The organism is Uruburuella suis (assembly GCF_004341385.1).
Taxonomy (GTDB): Bacteria; Pseudomonadota; Gammaproteobacteria; order Burkholderiales; family Neisseriaceae; genus Neisseria; species Neisseria suis.
Genome location: NZ_SLXE01000037.1, coordinates 1 through 20100 on the forward strand (window position 1 = coordinate 1; position 20100 = coordinate 20100).

Below are 20100 nucleotides of genomic sequence, written 5' to 3' on the forward strand. Positions count from 1 at the left end.
TAAAAAGATCAGGCGTGAATGGCGGATTTCCTGTGTAGAAACTTTACTGTTTTGGTTCTTGAATCTTGTGTAACTTTTTTGAGCATTTCACTATAGTACGGCAAGGCGAGACAACGAAGTTAGGTTATTTTTTTGGATTGGTATTACGCCGCAAAAAGCACGGTGTGTATACCTAAGGCCTGATGTTTAAAAGCAAACGTTGGGTTACGGCCTTTTTTTGCATGGATATTATTTTGAATCGCGGCATCAGCGCCTTGCGGGTGGCACAATCTGCTTAAAAACCGCCGAAAATTCACTGCCCTCGCCGATTGTGCTGCTGATGTGCAGCAAGCTGTTGTGCTCGGCCAGCGCGTGTTTCACAATTGCCAAGCCTAGGCCGGTGCCGCCGCTTTGGCGGCTGCGCCCTTTATCCACCCGATAAAAACGTTCGGTCAGATGCGGGATGTGCTCCGGCGCGATGCCCGGGCCGTTGTCTTGCACGGCAAAGCGCACATCGGGCAGGCTGAAAGGCTGCTCTGAGGGCAGCGCTTGCAGGCTGATGCGGATAATGCCGCCGGCCGGCGTGTAACGCACGGCGTTAAACACCAGATTGCTCAGACCGTTATAAAGGTCGGCATAAATGCCGCTGATCCAGATATCGGGGGCGATATCGGTATGGATTTCATGCTTGCCTGCCGACAAAGTATCGCCATCGCCCGAGAGCGATTCGGCCAATGACGACAAATCGATTGGTGTTTGCTCCGCCGGCACGCCCGATTCGAGGCGCGACAAGGTGAGCAAGTCGGCCAGCAGCGTTTGCATGCGCGCGCCTTCTTTCTGCATCAGGCCGATAAATTGCTGCGCCTGCTCGCGCGGAAGATCGGGCATATCGGCCATGGTTTCCAAAAAACCGTTAATCACCGTGAGCGGCGTGCGCAATTCGTGCGACACATTGGCCACAAATGCGGTGCGGGTGGCGTTGAGCTGCTCGGCCTGGCTGATGTCGCGGGTAATCAGCAGCAGCTCATCGGTTTGAAACGGTGCGCGCGTAATCAGCAGCGCGCGCTCGCTGATGCCGCCGTTTTTGGGCAGGGTGATTTTGATTTCGGCGGTGTTTTCCAAAGGTTGATTGAGAAAATCAAGAAACTCGGGCTTGCGCACGATATTGCGCAAAATGCCGTTCCAGTCGGTGGCCGGGTTCAAATTCAGATGCAGCACCGCCAAATGGTTCATCCAGCCGATGCGCCCGCTTTTATCGAGAATCAGAATGCCGTTGGGAATGGCTTCGGCGGCACGGTTGAAGCGCTGCAAGGCCGCGCCCAGCTTTTGTTTGCGCTTTTTGCGGCTTTTGGCTTGGCGCAAAAGCGTGTCGAAAATCGTTGACCACATGCCGCCCACATGTGGAATGGTGTTGATTTTGGGTGACTCGAGCCAGCGCGCCAGCTTCAGCACATAATAAAGTTGCATGGCCAGCCACACGCCGAGCCAGGCGGCCATGGCGGCAAAAAGCCCGGTGGCGCCGCCTGCCGCGAAGCCCAGCAGCATCACAACCGCCAGCACAAACAGGCTCAATGCAATATGCCGCCACACAAAATTCATTTAGGCCGCCTCTTTATGCGAGAAGCGGTAGCCCGCACCGCGCACGGTTTGCACAAAGCGGTCGAAGCCGCTGGGCTCCAGCGCACGGCGCAGGCGGCGGATGTGCACATCTACCGTGCGCTCTTCCACAAACACATGATCGCCCCACACCAAATCCAACAATTGGCGGCGGCTGTATACGCGCTCGGGGTGGGTCATGAAAAAATGCAAGAGCTTGAATTCGGTGGGGCCGAAGCTCACCGGCTGGCCGTTGCCATACACGCGCTGCTCGGCCGGATCGAGCAGCAAACCTTTCACTTCGATAACTTCGCTGGTTTTTTGCGGCGCGCGGCGGCGCAGCAGCGCATTGATGCGGGCAATCAGCTCGCGCGGGGAAAACGGCTTGGTGAGGTAATCATCGGCGCCCTGATTCAGCCCCAGCTCTTTATCGGTGTCTTCACTGCGGGCGGTGAGCAGGATAATCGGCAAATCTTTGCTGCGCTCGTCTTGGCGCAATTGCTTGGCCAGCTGCACACCCGAAGCGCCGGGCAGCATCCAGTCGAGCAGCACCACATCGGGCAACTCCTGCGCCAAGAGCGTGCGCGCCTCTTCCGCGCTCAACGCCGATTCCACACCGAAACCGGCCTGCTCCAAGGTGAACCGAATCAGCGCCTGAATCGATTCTTCGTCTTCCACCACCAACACGCGCACTTTGGCCATGTGTTTCTCCATGATTATCGGGTTTTGCCGTTATAGTGGTATGCAAGAAAAAGTGATACAAAGCCACGCACTATCACGGAGTGGGTTGGGTTGATAAACCCAACGTTTCAGACGGCCTGTGGGCTTATTGGGTTTTCAACCCAACCTACCCGTTGTGTCACTTTTTTATGCATTCCACTATAGTGAAATGAAAGAAAAACGGGCACCAAACCATCAATCTCAAACCGTGTGTAATACCAATCCAAAAAAATAACCTAACTTCGTTGTCGCGCCTTGCCGTACTAGTTGTACTGTCTGCGGCTCGCCGCCTTGTTAGCTTACTTTTTTGAATGGGTATAAGATGTGGCGCAGCCACGCACGCCGTTTTTATTGATTCCACTATACAAAATCAGCCGAGCCACAACCCAGCCTTGCAACCTAAGCATAACGCAAGCATATGACGCAGATGTGACAAACGCCGGCTTGAGATGACGCTTTGTTGGAATTTTTATGACAGGCCGTCTGAAAGGCTTTACCGGCAGGCAGCGGGCGGCTTGCCGGCACATCTATTCAACATCCCGATAGGCCGTCTAAAAACGGTTTTTCAGACGGCCTTAAGATCTGTTCACCATTCATCCGCGAAAGTGCGCCCTACGCTCAAAATCATCTGGCCGTTAAACCGCTTATCGGGTAGGTGGCGCAGCCACGCGCACGCTTGGCGGGGTGCAGTTTATGGTGTTGCTGTCTTGTATTCCTTTTTCATCTATTTCACTGTATATCGGCAACGCGACAAACAAGCTCAGGCAGCCCTGCCCCAAAATCGAGGCCGTCTGAAAACGCCGATGCGTTCAGACGGCCTCTTGCCCGCTTACCAATGCAAGGCCATATTGTCGCGGTGGATTAATTCGTCTTCCATCACATAGCCTAATTTGCGCTCGATTTGCGCGGAGGGCGTGCGCAGGATTTTGGCGGTTTCGCTGCTGTTGTAATTGGCCAAGCCGCGGGCGATTTCTTTGCCGCCGCCATCCACCACCGCCACCAACTCACCCCGGTAAAAATGGCCTTCGGCACGCACGCAGCCCACCGGCAGCAGGCTGGCGTGTTGTTCGGCCACGGCACGCGCAGCGCCTTCGTCCACCACCACGCGTCCGCTCAGCTGCACCTGCCCCAACAGCCATTGTTTGCGGGCATTGATGCGGCTGTGTTCGCTGGTAAACAAAGTGCCCACGGCATCGCCCTGTATCAACCGCACCAACACATCCGGCTCGCGCCCGCTGGCCACCACGGTGGCCGCGCCGCTCAAAGCGGCGCGCTTGGCGGCAGTGACTTTGGTGTACATGCCGCCGGTGCCCACCGCGCTGCCTACGCCGCCGGCCATGCTTTCCAAATCGGGATGCTCGGCAGCGATGCGGTTAATCAGCCGCGCTTGCGGATTTTTGCGCGGGTCGCTGTCGTAAAGGCCTTGCTGGTCGGTGAGAATCACCAAAGCATCGGCTTCCACCAGATTGGTCACCAAAGCGCCGAGCGTGTCGTTGTCGCCCAGCTTGATTTCATCGGTGGTAACGGTGTCGTTTTCATTGATAATCGGCACAATGCCGTGCGCCAGCAAGGTGCGCAAGGTGCTGCGGGCGTTGAGATAGCGGGTGCGGTTGCTCAAGTCTTCATGGGTGAGCAGAATTTGCGCCGTGTTGATGCCGTGCGGGGCAAACGCGTTTTCATAAGCTTGGGCGATGCCCATTTGGCCGACGGCGGCGGCGGCCTGCAATTCGTTGAGCGCCTTGGGGCGGCGCGGCCAGCCCAGCCGTTTGATGCCCTCGGCAATGGCACCGCTGGACACAAAAATCACCTGCACGCCGCGCTTGTTGAGCTGGGCGATTTGCGCTGCCCACTGCGCCAGCGCCTGCTGATCGATGCCCCGCCCTTCGGCAGTAACCAAACTAGAGCCCACTTTCACCACCAATAGGCGGGCTTGCGACAGGTTTTCAATGGCTTTTTGCATCATACTTTTCCGTTTCAGACGGCCTCAGATAATAGGGTATGCACATTTATTGCCGGTGCTTGCCTTGCCAAAAATAGCGCCACACAAAAGCGGGAAAGGCAAAAATCAGATAAAGGCAGAGCACGGTTACATAAAATTCCCAATCTTGCGGGTGCACCGTGCCGGCGCGCGATTCGAGCACATAAGCCAGCACGCCGATCAGGCAAAAGCCGGCCGCCAATTCCAGCAAATGATGGCCGAAATGCTTGTGCGCCAATTGAATCAAACCAAATAAGCGCCGGCTCAAAAACGGCGCGTTGGCAAAAATCAGCGCCAGCAATAATAAGATATACATGGAAGCGGTCATGGTGTGAAATCCGGTGTTCAGACGGCCTGAAATCTCGCAGCAGCTATGATTCATTTCAGCCTGAAGCGGCGCAGAAAAGTGGTGCGGCAGGCCGTCTGAAAAGATGAATGCAGTATATTAACAAAAACGGCAGCCTTCGGGGGCTGCCGCGTGCAGATTTATCAGCGGGTTTACAAGGTGTTTTCCAACGCGCGCAAGCACCATTCCATCACGCTTTGCGGCATCACGCCCCACAGCAGCAGCAAAAGTGCATTTACCGAAAGCACCACTTTGGCCACGGTGTTGCTGCCGATGCCCTGCTCATGCGTGGCTTTATCGAAATACATCACTTTAACCACGCGCAGATAGTAGAACGCGCCAATCAACGACATCACCACCGCAAACACAGAAATCCACACAAAGCCTTGCGAGAGCAGCGCCTTAATCACCGCAAACTTGGCATAAAAGCCCATCAGCGGTGGAATACCGGCCATCGAAAACATGGCCAGCAGCATCAAAAAGGCATACCAAGCATGGCGCTGGTTCAAGCCGGCCAAGTCGCTGATTTCTTCGCATTCAAACGCTTCGTTGGAAAGCAGCATCAACACGCCGAAGCCCACCAAACCCATCACCACATAAGCGATTGCATAGTAAAGCCCTGCGGTAAAGCCGATGGCACCGGCCATAAACGCCAGCAGAATAAAGCCCATGTGCGACACCGTAGAATAGGCCAGCATGCGCTTGATATTGCTTTGCATAATCGCCGCCAAGTTACCCACCAACAAGGAGGCCACGGCCAAAATCGCCAGCATGGGCGTCCAATCGTTCACCGTGGTGCCCAAACCGGTCACCAAAATACGGAAGGCAAACACCACGGCGGCAATTTTCGGCACCGTGCCCACAAAAGCGGCCACGGAAGTGGGCGCACCCTGATATACATCGGGCACCCACATATGAAACGGCACCGCGCCCAGCTTGAAAGCCACCGCCACCACGATAAACACCAAGCCAAGCTTCAGCAGCCAAGTGTTGGCCTGGCCATCGTAGGCATTGGCCAGCACGCTGGCAAACTCGAGCGAGCCTGTGGCGCCATACACCATGGAAATGCCATACAGCAACAAACCCGAAGCCAGCGCACCCAACACAAAATATTTCAAAGCGGCTTCAGCGGCATCGGCCGAATCGCGGCGCAGCGCAATCATCGCATAGAGCGACAGCGACAACAGCTCCAAACCGATATAGGCGGTGAGGAAATGGCCGGCGCTCACCATCACGCTCATGCCGCTCAGCGCAAACAGCGTTAAGGTGTAAAACTCGCCCCTAAACATATCGCGCACCTGGTTATACGGCTTGGCATACACAAACAGCGCAAATGTGGCCGCATACATCACCATTTTCGACAGCTGCGACATGCCGTCTGCAATATACATGCCGCTGAAAGTCGATACGCTTTGCGGCACCCACACCAGCCATTGCGCTGCTGCGGCGGCCACCAGCGCGAGCAGGCTCAACACATGGGTGATATAGCGGTTTTTATCGCTGGTCCATAAATCCACCAGCAGCACAATGCCCAATGCCGAAAGCAATACGATTTCAGGCATGGCCGGCATCAAGTTCAAATCAGTCCAGTTCATTCACACACCTCAAATCTTGCTTTGTGCCACATGGGTAATCAAGTCGTTGGCGGCTTGATGTACCACTTCGATAAAGGCTTGCGGATACAAACCCATGCCCAATACCGCGATGGCCAAAATAGCCAAAATCGCAAATTCGCGGCAGTTAATGTCTTTCATTTCTTTGACTTCCGGGTTGGTGATGGGGCCGAAAACCACGCGCTTATACATCCACAAGGTGTAAGAAGCACCGTAAATCAAGGTCAGCGCAGCCAGCGCACCCACCCAGAAATTCACTTCCACCGCACCCATGATCACCATAAATTCGCCCACAAAGCCCGATGTGGCCGGCAGGCCGGCATTGGCCATGCCGAACAGCATCATAAAAGCGGCAAATTTCGGCATCACATTTACCACGCCGCCGTAATCGGCAATATTGCGCGTGTGCAGACGGTCATACATCACACCGATACACATAAACATCGCCGCCGACACAAAGCCATGCGAAATCATCTGGATAATCGCACCTTTCAAGGCCCAGTCATTCAAATAACCGCCGCTGAACAAAAACATGCCCAAGGTCACGAAACCCATATGGCTGATAGAAGAATAAGCCACCAATTTTTTCATGTCGGTTTGCACCAAAGCCACCATGCCGATGTAAATCACGGCAATCAGGCTCAACACGATAATCGCCGGTGCGAAATAGCGCGAAGCGTCGGGCAAAATCGGCAAGATAAAGCGCAAGAAACCGTAAGCCCCCACTTTCAGCGTGATGGCCGCCAGCACCATAGAGCCGCCGGTGGGCGCTTCCACGTGGGCATCGGGCAGCCAGGTATGCAGCGGCCACATCGGCACTTTCACCGCAAACGAAAGGAAAAACGCGATAAACAGCAATTGCTGCACACCCAGCGGAATCTGTTTCAGATTTTGGAAATCCACAATCGCAAAGCTGCCGCCGGTTTGATAAGAAAGATAAATCAAGCCCACCAGCATCAGCAAAGAGCCCAACAAGGTATAGAGAAACAGCTTCACCGAAGCATACACGCGGCGCGGGCCGCCCCACATACCGATAATCAGGTAAAGCGGAATCAACATGCCCTCGAAGAATACGTAAAACAAAATCGCATCTTGTGCGGCAAACGCACCATTAATCAAACCCGACATAATCAGGAAAGCCGCCATATATTGCGCCGTGCGTTTCTGAATCACCTGCCAGCCGGCCAGCACCACCATCAGCGTGATGAAGCTGTTCAAAATCACAAACAGCACCGAAATACCATCCACACCCAAAGCATAGTTGATATTGAGCGCGGGAATCCAGCTGTGGAATTCGGTGAATTGGTAGCCGCCGCTCAAGCGGTCAAAGCCGGTAAAGAGCGGCAAGGTCACCAGAAATCCGGCCAGCGCACCGACAAAAGCCACAATCCGGGCAAGCGCGGCGCGGCTGTCGGAGCCGGTGGCCAACACCAGCACACCGGCTGCTATCGGCACCCAAATGGCCAAACTGAGTAAGTTATTAGAAAGCATAATATTAGCCTGTAGTTTGATACCTAGGTTTTATTAAAAAAATTATCTCTTGATGCGTTTTCAGACGACCGTTCATGCTGTTTGAAAACGGTTATGTCTTTACTGTTCAATTCTTTCAGTCGGCTTGTTTCAGCACACTTAATTAAATCTCCCATCTCTGCTTCAGTTAATGAGCGGCCATTCAAGCCATGAACCAACCACACTCCACGTGTTCTGATTTTTTCTTCTGGCGAGAATTTACCAAGCCAATTAGCGGACGGGTAAAAGTGAGGTGACCTTGAGGTGGTTGCAATAATGCCTGCTTCAAAAAATAACCGTTCTTCTTTTGTCTCCAGAGGGATAACAGAAAAAGTAAAATACTCCTGCATATAAGCGGTTACTCTATCTTCAACACTTTTTATAGCTGCCGTATCAATCTTACCAGCCCATTCTTCCCTGGCTTTTTTCCCCGTTAAATCTATCTCCCATTGTTTAAGAAGCTCTAGATTATTATCACGTGAGAGTATTGCCCTACCGATATGCTTTCGGAAAATGCTTCGGTCTTTATTCGGTTTTAAGAAATGCTCAGTCAGGCGTTTTACCAGATTATTTTGCCCGGTATGCGTTCCGACACGTACGATTCTATCGAATTCTAAAAACTTCTCGCCTTTTTCAAACAATACATACAAGCCGTTTTTAAAAATTACATTTCTATCAAAGTTAAAGGAATATCGTTTTAAAGCATTAAACTGCTCATGCAGAATCACGCCATTATCGTTCATTTTTGCTTTCCAACTGTTCTTTTAACCATCCCAGCTGTTCGCCAATTTTTAGTCCCATCATGGGTATTTCATATTGTTTCAATACCGGTAACAAATATTGTCTGTATTTATTTCCTGCAAGAAAAACAAATTGGTCTCTCTTGAAATCAGCTTCTCTCTTTAAATCGGCCAACACTTTCTCTGCCCACGCTTTTCTCTCTTTGGAAAGCATCGTATTGAGCGTTAAGTCATACGGATCCAATTCTTCCGACAATTTAACCAAGCCATGTTTGGCAGAAAGAATAAAAATATCATCGGGCTGGATAATCTCTCTGGCATAGCGCAACTCTTTTTTGAATAAATCACTCAAATAAAGCTTTTCTGCTGTTTGCCTATTGCTCGCTTTTTTGCTGACACAAGCAATCAATACGATTTTCCTCACGACTTATCTTTCTTCTTATTTTCAGACGGCCTGATAATTGTTTACTAGGCCGTCTGAAACAGGCCTTTAAATTCAACCGGCAAACAAGCGCCAGAATGTCATGCCCACCAGCACCAGCACGCCGAATACCATGGCGGCTGCATAGGTATAGATGAAGCCGGTCTGCATTTTGCGCACTTGCGCAGCGATGGCGCCCACCAGTTTGGCAGAGCCGTTGACAATGCCGTTGTCGATAATGGCCGTGTCGCCTACTTTCCAGAAGAAATTGCCCAATGCGCGGGTGCCTTTGGCAAACACATTGAAGTAAATCACGTCGAGGAAGTATTTGTTATCCAGCAGTTTGTAAATCGGGCTGAATGTGGCAGCGATTTTCGCAGGCAGATGTGGCGCTTTCACATACAGCACCCAAGCCGTCAGCACACCGGCAATCGCCAAATACAGCACCGGCGTTTGCAGGCTGTGTGCCACCATCGCCAGCGGGCCGTGGAATTCTTCTTTCAGCAGCGCCATGGTCGGATGCTCTTCGGTATTCACGTAAATCGCGTCTTTGAAGAAGTCGCCATACAGCATCGGCTCAATCGCAAAGTAACCGATTACCACCGAAGGAATCGCCAACAGAATCAGCGGCAGCGTTACCACCCACGGGCTTTCGTGCGGGTTGTCGTTTTTGCCCAAACCGTGATGATGCTCATCGCCGTGATGGTCATCGTGATGCTCGGGCAATTCGCGCCATTTTTCTTTACCGTGGAACACCATAAAGTATTGGCGGAACGCATAAAACGCGGTCACAAACACACTGGCCAACACGGCGAAGTAGGCAAAACCGCTGCCCGGCAAAGTGCTGGCGTGGGCGGCTTCGATAATCGAATCTTTCGAATAGAAGCCGGAGAAAAACGGCGTACCAATCAAAGCCAGATTACCCAGCAGCATGGTTATCCAAGTAATCGGCATGTATTTTTTCAGGTTGCCCATGTGGCGCATGTCTTGGTCATGGTGCATGCCGATGATGGCGCTGCCGGCGGCCAAAAACAGCAAAGCTTTAAAGAAAGCATGCGTCATCACATGGAACATCGCAATCGAGTAAGCCGAAGCGCCCAAGGCCACGGTCATATAGCCCAGCTGCGACAAAGTAGAATAAGCCACCACGCGCTTGATGTCGTTTTGAATCACGCCCAAAAAGCCCATGAAGAGTGCCGTAATCGCGCCCACCACCATAATCACGCCCAAAGCGGTGGTGCTGAGTTCATACATCGGCGACATGCGCGACACCATAAACAAGCCTGCCGTTACCATGGTAGCCGCGTGAATCAAAGCAGAAATCGGTGTCGGGCCTTCCATCGAATCGGGCAGCCACACATGCAGCGGAAATTGCGCCGACTTACCCATTGCGCCGATAAACAGCAACAAACAGGTTACCGTCATCAACGACCACTCCACGCCCGGGAAAAGCTGGATGGTGGCATGCTGCACATTGGGCAGATAGGCAAACACATCCGCATAGCGCAGGCTGCCGCCGAAATAAGCCAGCACCAAGCCGATGCCGAGCAAAAAGCCGAAATCGCCGACACGGTTAACCAAAAAGGCTTTCAGGTTGGCAAAAATGGCACTCTCGCGTTTGAAGTAAAAACCGATCAAGAGGTAAGACACCAAGCCCACGGCTTCCCAACCGAAGAAAAGCTGCACGAAATTGTTGCTCATCACCAGCATCAGCATCGAAAAGGTAAACAGCGAAATATAACTGAAAAAGCGCTGATAGCCGGTTTCTTCATCGTGCATATAGCCGATGGTGTAAATGTGCACCATCAGCGACACGCTGGTCACCACCACCATCATCATGGCAGTCAGGCTGTCGACCAAAAAGCCGACGGAAAAATCCAAGCCGCCCATGGTCAGCCAGGTATACACATTTTCATCAAATTTGCTGCGGCTGCCATCGATAAAGCCCCACAGCACATATGCCGACAGCACCGTCGACACCGCCACGCTCAAAATGGTTACGCTGTGCGCGCCGGCACGGCCGATTTGTTTGCCAAACAAACCCGCCAACAGCGAGCCGACAAGCGGTGCCAGGGCAATGGTCAGATATAAGCTCATATTATCCATTATTCTTATTCTCCCGATCAGCCTTTGAGGCGGTTCAAATCGGCCACATTGATGGTGTTGCGGTTACGGAACACCAACACCATGATGGCCAGGCCGATAGCGGATTCTGCCGCAGCCACGGTCAGCACGAAAAACACAAAAATCTGCCCGGCGGTGTCGCCCAAATATTGTGAAAAAGCGATGAAATTGAAATTGACCGCCAACAGCATCAGTTCAATCGACATCAGCAACACCAGCACGTTTTTGCGGTTCATAAAAATACCCAAGGCGCTGATGCCGAACAGCAAGGCCGCCAAAACCAGGTAATGAGTGATGGTAATCATGCTTTGCCCTCTCCTTCTTGGCCGTCTGAAGCCTCTTCTTTTTCAGACGGCACCACAGCAGCCATCTTCACCATGCGCATACGGCCTTCTTTGGCATTTACTTTAACTTGATCACCCGGATTGATATAGCGCGGGTTGTAGGTTTTGCGGTGTACCAGCGCAATGGCCGCCACCATGCCCAGCACCAGCAATACGGCTGCCAATTCGAACGGCAGCAGATAAGTGGTGTAAATCTGGCTGCCCAAATCGCGGATATTGCTGTAATCGGCAGGCAGATCTTTCATCAGGCCGAAAGCGGCCAGATTGGTTTTCGGGTTTACCAAAATCAGAATCAGCGCCACCGCCATCAGCGTGCCGACGAGGCCTGCCACCGGTGCATGGCGCCAAAAGCCGGCGCGCATTTCTTCCACATCGATATTGAGCATCATCACCACAAACAGGAACAACACCATCACCGCGCCCACATACACCAGCACCAGCGTGATGCCGAGGAATTCGGCCTGCATCAGCATCCAAATCATGGCGCTCACACAAAAGGTCAGCACCAGATAAAGCGAGGCATGCACCGGGTTTTTAGCGGTAACGGTTTTAAGCGCGCCAAACAGCACAATGGCCGCCAGCACATAAAACAGAATCAGGGAAAACGTCATTATCCTGCTCCTTAACGATAGGGTGCGTCTGCCGCTTTGCGTTTGGCAATTTCGCTCTCATAGCGATCGCCGACGGCCAGCAGCATCGGTTTGGTGTAATACAGATCACCGCGTTTTTCGCCGTGATATTCCAGAATATGCGTTTCCACAATCGCATCCACCGGGCAGGCTTCTTCACAAAAGCCGCAGAAAATGCATTTGGTCAAATCGATATCGTAGCGGGTGGTGCGGCGGGTGCCGTCTTCTCGCTGCTCCGACTCGATATTGATGGCCAAGGCCGGGCACACCGCTTCGCACAATTTACAGGCAATGCAGCGCTCTTCGCCGTTGGGATACCGGCGTTGCGCATGCAGGCCGCGGAAACGCACCGATTGCGGTGTTTTCTCTTCGGGAAACATAATGGTTTCTTTGCGCGCAAAGAAGTTTTTGAGCGTAACGCCCATGCCTTTTACCAATTCGCCCAGCAAAAAGGTTTTTACTAAATTCGTCATTTTGTTTCTCCTCCCTTATTTCCACAGAGACAAGGGCGAAATCATCCACAGACCGAGCAGCACGATGCCGACAAAGCCCACCGGAATCAGCACTTTCCAGCCCAAACGCATGATTTGGTCATAACGGTAGCGCGGGAATGTGGCGCGAATCCACAAATAGCCATAAAGCACCATCGCCATTTTGATAAACATCCACACCGCACTCGGCGTGCCGATCAAACCCCAGCTTTGCGGGAAAGGCGAGAGCCAGCCGCCCAAAAACATCAAGGCAGTCAGCGCGGCAATCAGAATCATGAAAATATATTCGGCGAGGAAAAACAGCGCAAAGGCAAAGCCCGAATATTCCACGTGAAAGCCGGCCACGATTTCCGATTCGCCCTCGGCCACGTCAAACGGCGCGCGGTTGGTTTCGGCCACGGCAGAAATCAGGTAAACCAAAAACAAGGGAAACAGCGGCAGCCAGTTCCACGAGAAAACCGAGCCGCCGGCAATGCCGGTGCTTTGTGCCGCCACAATGTCGCCGAAATTCATGCTGCCCGACACCATCACCACACCCACCAAAGCCGCGCCCATGGCGATTTCGTAGGAAATGGTTTGTGCCGAAGAGCGCATCGCACCCAAAAACGCATATTTCGAGTTAGAAGCCCAGCCGGCAATAATCACACCGTAAACCGACAACGAAGTAATCATCAAGATATACAGCAAGCCGGCATTCACATTGGTGAGCACCCAAGTTTCGCTGAACGGAATCACCGCCCAAGCCGCAAAAGCCGGTGCCAGCGACAACATCGGGCCGATATAAAACAGCGCTTTATTAGATGTCGAGGGGCGGGTCACTTCTTTAAACAACAGCTTCAACACATCGGCAAACGGTTGAATCAGGCCGAAAGGCCCGGTAACGTTGGGGCCGACGCGCAACTGCATATAGCCGATAACCTTGCGCTCGAAGTAAGTCAGATAGGCCACCGTGAGAATCAACGGTGCCAAAATCAGCACAATCTTCAGCACAATCGAAACAATCAAGCCGATTTCGTTGCCCAATAAGGCTTGGAACCATTCTTGCATGATCAACCCCGCGCCAATTCAATAGTGTTCATCAAGGCACCCAACGCCGCATTTTCAGTATGCAGCGGCAGATACACCACGTTTTCAGGCAAATGCGCATCGGCCACCACCGTAACGGCAAGCTTTGCGCCCCCCTGAACGGCTTGTGCCATATCGCCATCGGCCAAACCCAAAGCGGCCAAGGTGTTCGGGTGTACGCGTGCAGCGGGCACGGCGGCATGGCCGGTGGCTTGCAAAGGTGCAGAGCGGCGGGCAATGGCATCGCTGTGATAAATACCCACGCCGCCTACGCGCACAAGCCCGGAGGCCGTCTGAACGCCTGCACTTTGCCAAGCAGCCTGATTATTCAGTTTTTCCGGCAAGGTGTCGGCATCCACCGCATCTTTCAGCACCTGCTCGCTGCTGCCGTATTCAAAGCCTTGCAAGGCAAACACATTGCCCAGCACGCGCAGCACTTTCCACAGCGGGCGCGAATCGCCCAAGCCTTTCACCACACCGTAAAACGATTGCAGACGGCCTTCCATATTGATAAAGCTGCCCGAGGTTTCGGTAAACGGTGCAATCGGCAGCAACACATCGCACACTTCCAGCAAGGTGTCGCTCACAAACGGGGTAAACGCCATTACGCTTTGTGCCTGCTTCAAAGCAGCCACGGCTTTACCGCCATCGGCCACATCGATTTCCGGCTCCACATTGAGTAGCAACACGGCTTTCTTCGGTGCTGCCAGCATCTCTTGGATGCTTGCGCCGGAATCCAGCGCCAGCACATCCGCGCCCACGCTGTTGGCCGCTTGCGGCAAAATGCCCAGCGTTGCGCCCGTGGCCGCAGCCAAGGCCTGCGCAGCGGCATAAATTGCGGTGTAATCCGGATGGTTTTGCGCTTCCGCACCCAGCACCACCGCCGCTTTATCAGCCTGCTGCAAGGTATTGGCAATGGCACTTTGCGCATCTTGCGCCAAGCCGGCCAAGAAACCGGCCCAATCATTCGGATGCAGCACTTCTTGCGCAAAAAGCGGCATATGCAGCGCTTCTTTGCTGCTGCCCAACACGCTCAATGCTGCCCCGCCCTTGGCCGCGCCGCGCAGGCGTGCGGTCAAGAGCGGTTGCTCTTTGCGCAAATTGGCACCAATCACCAATATGGCATCGTTGTTGCCGAAATCTTCAATGCTCTGACCCAGCCATTGCGCGCCTTTGAGGCCGTCTGAAAGGCGTTTGTCCTGCTGCTGCAAACGGGTGGCAACATGTTTGATGCCCAAGCCTTCGGCCAGCTTTTTGGCCAAATACAATTCTTCCACCGTATTCATCGGGTTGGCCCACATGCCGATTTGTTCTTGGCCGTCTTCCTTGCCAATGCATTCGAGTGTATGGCGCACATATTCCAGCGCAGTCGGCCAATCCACATCGCGCCACTCGCCGCCGTGTTTGATTTTCGGTTTTTTCAGACGGCCGTCGTGATACAGGCCTTCATAGGCAAAACGGTCGCGGTCGCTGATCCAGCATTCGTTGATGCTCTCGTTTTCCAACGGCAGCACGCGACGTACGGTGTGGTCTTTGGTTTGCACAATCAGGTTGCTGCCCAAAGCATCGTGCGGGGAAATGGTTTTGCGGCGGCTCAATTCCCATGAGCGCGCATCGTAGCGGAAAGGTTTGCTGGTAAGCGCCCCCACCGGGCACAAATCAATCACATTGCCCGACAATTCGGTTTCCACCGCTTTGCCGATAAACGGCATGATTTCGGAAAACTCGCCGCGATTGGCCATAGCGATTTCCTGCATGCCGGCAATCTCTTCGGTGAAGCGCACACAGCGGGTGCAGTGGATGCAGCGGCTCATTTCGGCAGCCGACACCAAAGGCCCCATGTCTTTGCCGGCCACCGAGCGTTTGTCTTCCTTATAGCGGCTGGCGCTGTTGCCGTAGCCCACGGCCAAATCCTGCAATTGGCATTCGCCGCCCTGATCGCAAATCGGGCAATCGAGCGGGTGGTTGATAAGCAGAAACTCCATCACGCCCTGCTGCGCCTGCTTGGCTTTGGGCGAATGGGTGTGCACCACCATACCGTCGGTAACCGGTGTGGCACACGCCGGCAACGGTTTGGGGGCTTTTTCTACCTCCACCAGGCACATACGGCAGTTGGCGGCGATAGACAATTTTTTGTGGTAGCAGAAATGCGGGATATAAGTGCCGATTTGATGGGCAGCTTCGATCACCGTTACGCCCTGCTCCACGGATAACTGTTTACCGTCAATTTCAATTTGTAACATGGTTATGTTCCAGATTTAGGGATTTTTCCAACCGCCTTTTCAGACGGCCTTCGGGCGGAAAGGATAAATTTCTATCCTCTGCCTGCTTTTTACTGTTTTTTGTCTAACAAAATAATGCTGATGCGGTCGGTCTGACCTTGCAGCCCTTGCGATAAAGCCATTTCTTTTTCCGCACCGCGCCGCAAATAAGCCATGCTGCTGAGCGGATAACGGCGCTCGGTATCGTTTGCCAGCAAAGTAAACTTGCCGCGGTTAATCACACCGGCTCGTGCGCGCACATTGCCATTTAAAATATATTGGCACGATACATAAGCCTCTGCCTGCATGCTTTTTATCACTTTTGTTTGAATGCGGTGCTTTTCAAAACTGGCGGCGAAGGCCTCAGCCAAGCCGGGCAAACGGGTTTCATAATTGTCGCGGATGCAGATTTGCTTCACTTGCGACAAACGGGCTTTATCGCTGTAATTCACGTCGGTTGCCGAACATGCGCCCAGCCAAACAAGTGCGCCCAATATTATCCATCGTTTTTTCTGCATTTCACTTCAATCTCTCTCACGCAGCCAAACGGCCTGCATAACGTTCAGACGGCCTTTAACACCATTTATGTGCTTTGGCCGGTTTGCCGTGCTCGATATAGTGTTCGAATTCGTTGCGGAAATGCTTGGTAAAGCTGCGCACAGGAAACACGGCGGCATCGGCAAGCGCGCAAATAGTGCGGCCGGCCATATTGTTGCCGATCGAATCGAGCAAGTCCAAATCTTCGGCACGGCCTTTGCCCTCGGCAATACGGTGCACGATTCGATAGAGCCAGCCGGTGCCTTCGCGGCAAGGCGTGCATTGGCCGCACGATTCTTCAAAATAGAAATAGCTCAGGCGCTCCAACGCTTTGACCATGCACACATCTTCATCCATCACGATAATGGCACCCGAACCGAGCATAGAGCCGGCTTTGGCGATGGAATCGTAATCCATATTCAGCGACATCATGATGTCGGCCGGCAGCACCGGCGCAGAGGAGCCGCCCGGAATCACCGCTTTGAGCTTTTTACCGTCTTTCATGCCGCCGGCCATTTCCAAAAGCTTGGCAAACGGCGTGCCCAGCGGCACTTCATAGTTGCCCGGACGCTCGACATGGCCGGAAATCGAAAACAGCTTGGTGCCGCCCGCATTTTCAATGCCTTGCTCGGCAAAGGTTTTGCCGCCGTCGCGAATGATAAAGGGCACCGAAGCAAAGGTTTCGGTGTTGTTGATGGTGGTGGGTTTGCCGTAAAGGCCGAACGAAGCGGGGAACGGCGGCTTGAAACGCGGCTGGCCTTTTTTGCCTTCCAACGATTCCAGCAGCGCGGTTTCTTCGCCGCAGATATACGCGCCATAGCCATGCGCACCAAACAGGTCAAAGCTGAAATCGCTACCCATGATGTTGTTGCCGAGAAAACCGGCGGTGCGCGCCTCGGCCAAAGCCAGCTCGAAGCGCTCGTAGCTTTCAAAAATCTCGCCATGGATATAGTTATAGCCCGCCTCTGCACCCATGGCGTAGCCGGCAATAATCATGCCTTCAATCAGCGCGTGCGGATTGAAATCCATAATGTCGCGGTCTTTAAACGTGCCCGGTTCGCCTTCGTCGGTGTTGCACACCACATATTTGGCACCGGGGAAAGAGCGCGGCATAAAGCTCCATTTCAGGCCGGTGGGAAAGCCCGCACCGCCGCGGCCGCGCAGGCCGGATGCTTTCACTTCGGCGATCACATCGTCTTGCGACAATTTTTCGCTCAAGATTTTGCGCAAAGCCTGATAACCGCCGCGCGCCTGATAGGCGTCGAGATGCCAGCAGTCGGGATTGTGGGTATCTACTTGGTCAAAAATGACACCTGATTCATAAATCGCCATCAGTTCAACTCCGCCAATTTCGCTTCAATGGCTTCTTCGGTCATGAAGCTGCACATTTTGTGGTTGTTTACCAGCATCACCGGCGCATCACCGCATGCGCCCATGCATTCGCCTTCCATCAAGGTATACAGGCCGTCTGAAGTGGTTTCGCCAAAGCCGATGCCGAGCTTTTGCTTGAGGTATTCGGCAGCGCTCACCCCGCCGCGCAGGGCGCAGGGCAGGTTGGTGCAGACGGTGAGCTTGTATTTGCCCACAGGGTGCAAGTCATACATATTGTAAAACGTGGCCACTTCATAAGCGGCGGCCGGTGCAATGCCGATATAGTCGGCCACAAACTCGATGGTTTCCGGCGCCAAATAGCCTTTTTCCACTTGCGCAATGCGCAAGGCGGCCATCACGGCAGAGCGGCGTTGGTCGGCCGGATATTTCGCCAGCTCGACGTCGATTTTTTGTAAAGATTGAGCGGATAACATTATCGGTCTACCTCTCCGAACACGATGTCTTGCGTACCGATGATGGCCACCACGTCGGCTAGCATATGGCCGCGTGCCATTTCGTCCATGCCTTGCAGGTGGGCAAAGCCCGGTGCGCGGATTTTCAGGCGGTAAGGCTTGTTGGCGCCGTCTGAAATCATATAAATGCCAAATTCGCCTTTGGGGTGCTCGATGGCGGTGTAGGTTTCGCCCTCGGGCACATGCATGCCTTCGGTAAAGAGCTTGAAGTGGTGAATCAAATCTTCCATGCCCATTTTCATATCGGTGCGCTTGGGCGGGGCAACTTTATGGTTTTCCACAATCACGGGGCCAGGATTGGCCTTGAGCCATTGCACACACTGCTTGATGATTTTATTGGATTCGCGCATTTCATTGATGCGGCACAGATAGCGGTCATAGCAGTCGCCGTTGAGCCCCACCGGAATATCGAAATCCACTTTAGCATAAGCATCGTAAGGCGCTTTTTTGCGGATATCCCATTCAATGCCGGAGCCGCGCAGCATCACGCCGGTAAAGCCGCGCTGCAGGGCGCGCTCGGGCGACACCACGCCGATGCCGACGGTGCGCTGCTTCCAAATGCGGTTGTCGGTGAGCAGGGTTTCGTATTCATCCACACATTTGGGAAAACGCTCGGTAAACGATTCGATAAAGTCGAGCATGCTGCCTTCGCGTGCTTCATTGAGCTTTTGCAGCACTTTGGCATTGCGAAACTTGCTGCTCTCGTATTTCGGCATAAAGTCGGGCAAATCGCGGTAAACGCCGCCGGGGCGGAAATAAGCCGCATGCATGCGCGCGCCGGAAACCGCTTCATACAAATCCATCAATTCTTCGCGCTCGCGGAAGGCATACAGAAACACCGTCATGGCGCCGATATCGAGCGCATGCGAGCCGATGCCCATCAAATGATTGAGAATGCGGGTCACTTCGGCAAACATCACGCGGATATATTGCGCGCGCTCGGGCACTTCGATATTGGCCAGCTTTTCCACCGCCAAGCAGTAAGCCTGCTCGTTGCACATCATGGATACATAATCCAAGCGATCCATATAAGGCAGCGCTTGCAGATAGGTGCGGGTTTCGGCCAGCTTTTCGGTGCCGCGGTGCAAGAGACCGATGTGCGGATCGGCGCGCACGATGGTTTCGCCGTCGAGCTCCAATACCATGCGCAACACGCCGTGCGCCGCCGGATGTTGCGGGCCGAAGTTAATGGTGTAGTTTCTTAATTTATTGGCCACCGTAATGCTCCTCGCGGACGATGCGCGGCGTAACTTCGCGCGGTTCGATGGTTACAGGTTGGTAAATCACACGTTTTTCCGCTTCGTCGTAACGCATTTCCACATAGCCGGAAATGGGGAAATCTTTGCGGAACGGATGGCCGACAAAGCCATAGTCGGTCAGAATACGGCGCAAATCGGGGTGGCCGTTGAACATGATGCCGTAAAGGTCAAACGCCTCGCGCTCATACCAATCGGCGCTGTTATACAGCTCGGTAACAGAATCCACCACCGGAAAATCATCGTCGTCAGCCCATACGCGCACGCGGATGCGCTGGTTGTTTTTCACCGACAAAAGCTGGCTCACCGCCGCAAAGCGCTTGCCCTGCCACGGCTCGTTTTTATAGTCGCTGTAATCGACGCCGCACAAATCTACCAAAAGCTCGAAGTGCAGCTCATCGTGATCGCGCAAGGTGCGCATCACATCCAAATAATCGGCGGCAGCGCACTCAACCGTTACCTCATCCAAAGCCAGCAAAACTTTGCCGGCTTTGGCGCCAAGCACACGCGCGGCGGTTTCATGCAATGTTTTCACATCAGCCATACGTTTCTCCTAGGGTCTGTTCACAATTACTTGTCATAAAGGTAGCCACATCACAATGCATCCCAATAAAACCGTGCTGTGGAAGTTGCGCTTTAGCTTATCG

19 protein-coding genes are annotated in these 20100 nt (G+C 53.4%); all 19 read right to left on the bottom strand.

What is annotated here, in order from left to right; translation table 11 throughout:
- Nucleotides 1-246 precede the first annotated feature (246 nt).
- The 19 genes from phoR to EV680_RS10720 all read right to left on the bottom strand — a co-directional run bounded on the left by phoR (nt 247) and on the right by EV680_RS10720 (nt 19997).
- Nucleotides 247-1578 (bottom strand): phosphate regulon sensor histidine kinase PhoR, encoded by a 1332-nt coding sequence (gene phoR / locus EV680_RS10630; RefSeq protein ID WP_132954721.1) that lies wholly within the window; start codon nt 1576-1578, stop codon nt 247-249.
- Nucleotides 1579-2277, bottom strand: coding sequence for a phosphate regulon transcriptional regulator PhoB (gene phoB, locus EV680_RS10635; protein WP_132954738.1), 699 nt, complete (start codon nt 2275-2277; stop codon nt 1579-1581).
- 847 nt (nt 2278-3124) lie between these two features.
- Nucleotides 3125-4255 carry a glutamate 5-kinase gene (gene proB, locus EV680_RS10640; RefSeq protein ID WP_132954739.1) on the bottom strand — a complete coding sequence of 377 codons (1131 nt, stop codon included), beginning with the start codon at nt 4253-4255 and terminating at the stop codon, nt 3125-3127.
- 46 nt (nt 4256-4301) lie between these two features.
- Complete coding sequence (locus EV680_RS10645) at nt 4302-4601, bottom strand: DUF2818 family protein (RefSeq protein ID WP_132954722.1); 300 nt, start codon at nt 4599-4601, stop codon at nt 4302-4304.
- A 170-nt stretch (nt 4602-4771) separates the two neighbouring features.
- Nucleotides 4772-6214, bottom strand: coding sequence for an NADH-quinone oxidoreductase subunit NuoN (gene nuoN / locus EV680_RS10650; RefSeq protein WP_132954723.1), 1443 nt, complete (start codon nt 6212-6214; stop codon nt 4772-4774).
- A 9-nt stretch (nt 6215-6223) separates the two neighbouring features.
- Nucleotides 6224-7723, bottom strand: coding sequence for an NADH-quinone oxidoreductase subunit M (locus EV680_RS10655; protein ID WP_132954724.1), 1500 nt, complete (start codon nt 7721-7723; stop codon nt 6224-6226).
- A gap of 23 nt (nt 7724-7746) precedes the next feature.
- On the bottom strand, nt 7747-8484 hold the full coding sequence (locus tag EV680_RS10660; protein ID WP_132954725.1) for a GIY-YIG domain-containing protein: 738 nt from the start codon (nt 8482-8484) through the stop codon (nt 7747-7749).
- Entirely contained in the window at nt 8474-8905 is a 432-nt protein-coding gene (locus tag EV680_RS10665; protein WP_132954726.1) for a DUF6884 domain-containing protein, read from the bottom strand. The genes EV680_RS10660 and EV680_RS10665 overlap by 11 nt, the downstream gene beginning before the upstream one ends.
- A gap of 72 nt (nt 8906-8977) precedes the next feature.
- Nucleotides 8978-11008: an NADH-quinone oxidoreductase subunit L gene (gene nuoL / locus EV680_RS10670; protein ID WP_132954727.1), complete on the bottom strand. Its 2031-nt coding sequence runs from the start codon at nt 11006-11008 to the stop codon at nt 8978-8980.
- A gap of 17 nt (nt 11009-11025) precedes the next feature.
- Nucleotides 11026-11331 carry an NADH-quinone oxidoreductase subunit NuoK gene (gene nuoK / locus EV680_RS10675; RefSeq protein ID WP_132954728.1) on the bottom strand — a complete coding sequence of 102 codons (306 nt, stop codon included), beginning with the start codon at nt 11329-11331 and terminating at the stop codon, nt 11026-11028.
- Nucleotides 11328-11981, bottom strand: a complete 654-nt coding sequence (locus tag EV680_RS10680) for an NADH-quinone oxidoreductase subunit J (protein WP_132954729.1) — start codon at nt 11979-11981, stop codon at nt 11328-11330. The genes nuoK and EV680_RS10680 overlap by 4 nt, the downstream gene beginning before the upstream one ends.
- 11 nt (nt 11982-11992) lie before the next feature.
- A complete protein-coding gene (gene nuoI / locus EV680_RS10685; RefSeq protein WP_132954730.1) occupies nt 11993-12472 on the bottom strand; it encodes an NADH-quinone oxidoreductase subunit NuoI in 480 nt (159 codons plus the stop codon).
- A 15-nt stretch (nt 12473-12487) separates the two neighbouring features.
- Entirely contained in the window at nt 12488-13537 is a 1050-nt protein-coding gene (gene nuoH, locus EV680_RS10690; protein ID WP_132954731.1) for an NADH-quinone oxidoreductase subunit NuoH, read from the bottom strand.
- 2 nt (nt 13538-13539) lie between these two features.
- On the bottom strand, nt 13540-15798 hold the full coding sequence (nuoG, locus tag EV680_RS10695) for an NADH-quinone oxidoreductase subunit NuoG (RefSeq protein ID WP_132954732.1): 2259 nt from the start codon (nt 15796-15798) through the stop codon (nt 13540-13542).
- 89 nt (nt 15799-15887) lie between these two features.
- Nucleotides 15888-16334 (bottom strand): hypothetical protein, encoded by a 447-nt coding sequence (locus tag EV680_RS10700; protein WP_132954733.1) that lies wholly within the window; start codon nt 16332-16334, stop codon nt 15888-15890.
- Between the two features lie 55 nt (nt 16335-16389).
- Complete coding sequence (gene nuoF, locus EV680_RS10705; RefSeq protein WP_132954734.1) at nt 16390-17685, bottom strand: NADH-quinone oxidoreductase subunit NuoF; 1296 nt, start codon at nt 17683-17685, stop codon at nt 16390-16392.
- On the bottom strand, nt 17685-18158 hold the full coding sequence (gene nuoE, locus EV680_RS10710; RefSeq protein WP_132954735.1) for an NADH-quinone oxidoreductase subunit NuoE: 474 nt from the start codon (nt 18156-18158) through the stop codon (nt 17685-17687). The genes nuoF and nuoE overlap by 1 nt, the downstream gene beginning before the upstream one ends.
- Entirely contained in the window at nt 18158-19414 is a 1257-nt protein-coding gene (locus EV680_RS10715) for an NADH-quinone oxidoreductase subunit D (RefSeq protein ID WP_132954736.1), read from the bottom strand. The genes nuoE and EV680_RS10715 overlap by 1 nt, the downstream gene beginning before the upstream one ends.
- Nucleotides 19404-19997 (bottom strand): NADH-quinone oxidoreductase subunit C, encoded by a 594-nt coding sequence (locus tag EV680_RS10720; protein ID WP_132954737.1) that lies wholly within the window; start codon nt 19995-19997, stop codon nt 19404-19406. The genes EV680_RS10715 and EV680_RS10720 overlap by 11 nt, the downstream gene beginning before the upstream one ends.
- Nucleotides 19998-20100 lie beyond the last annotated feature (103 nt).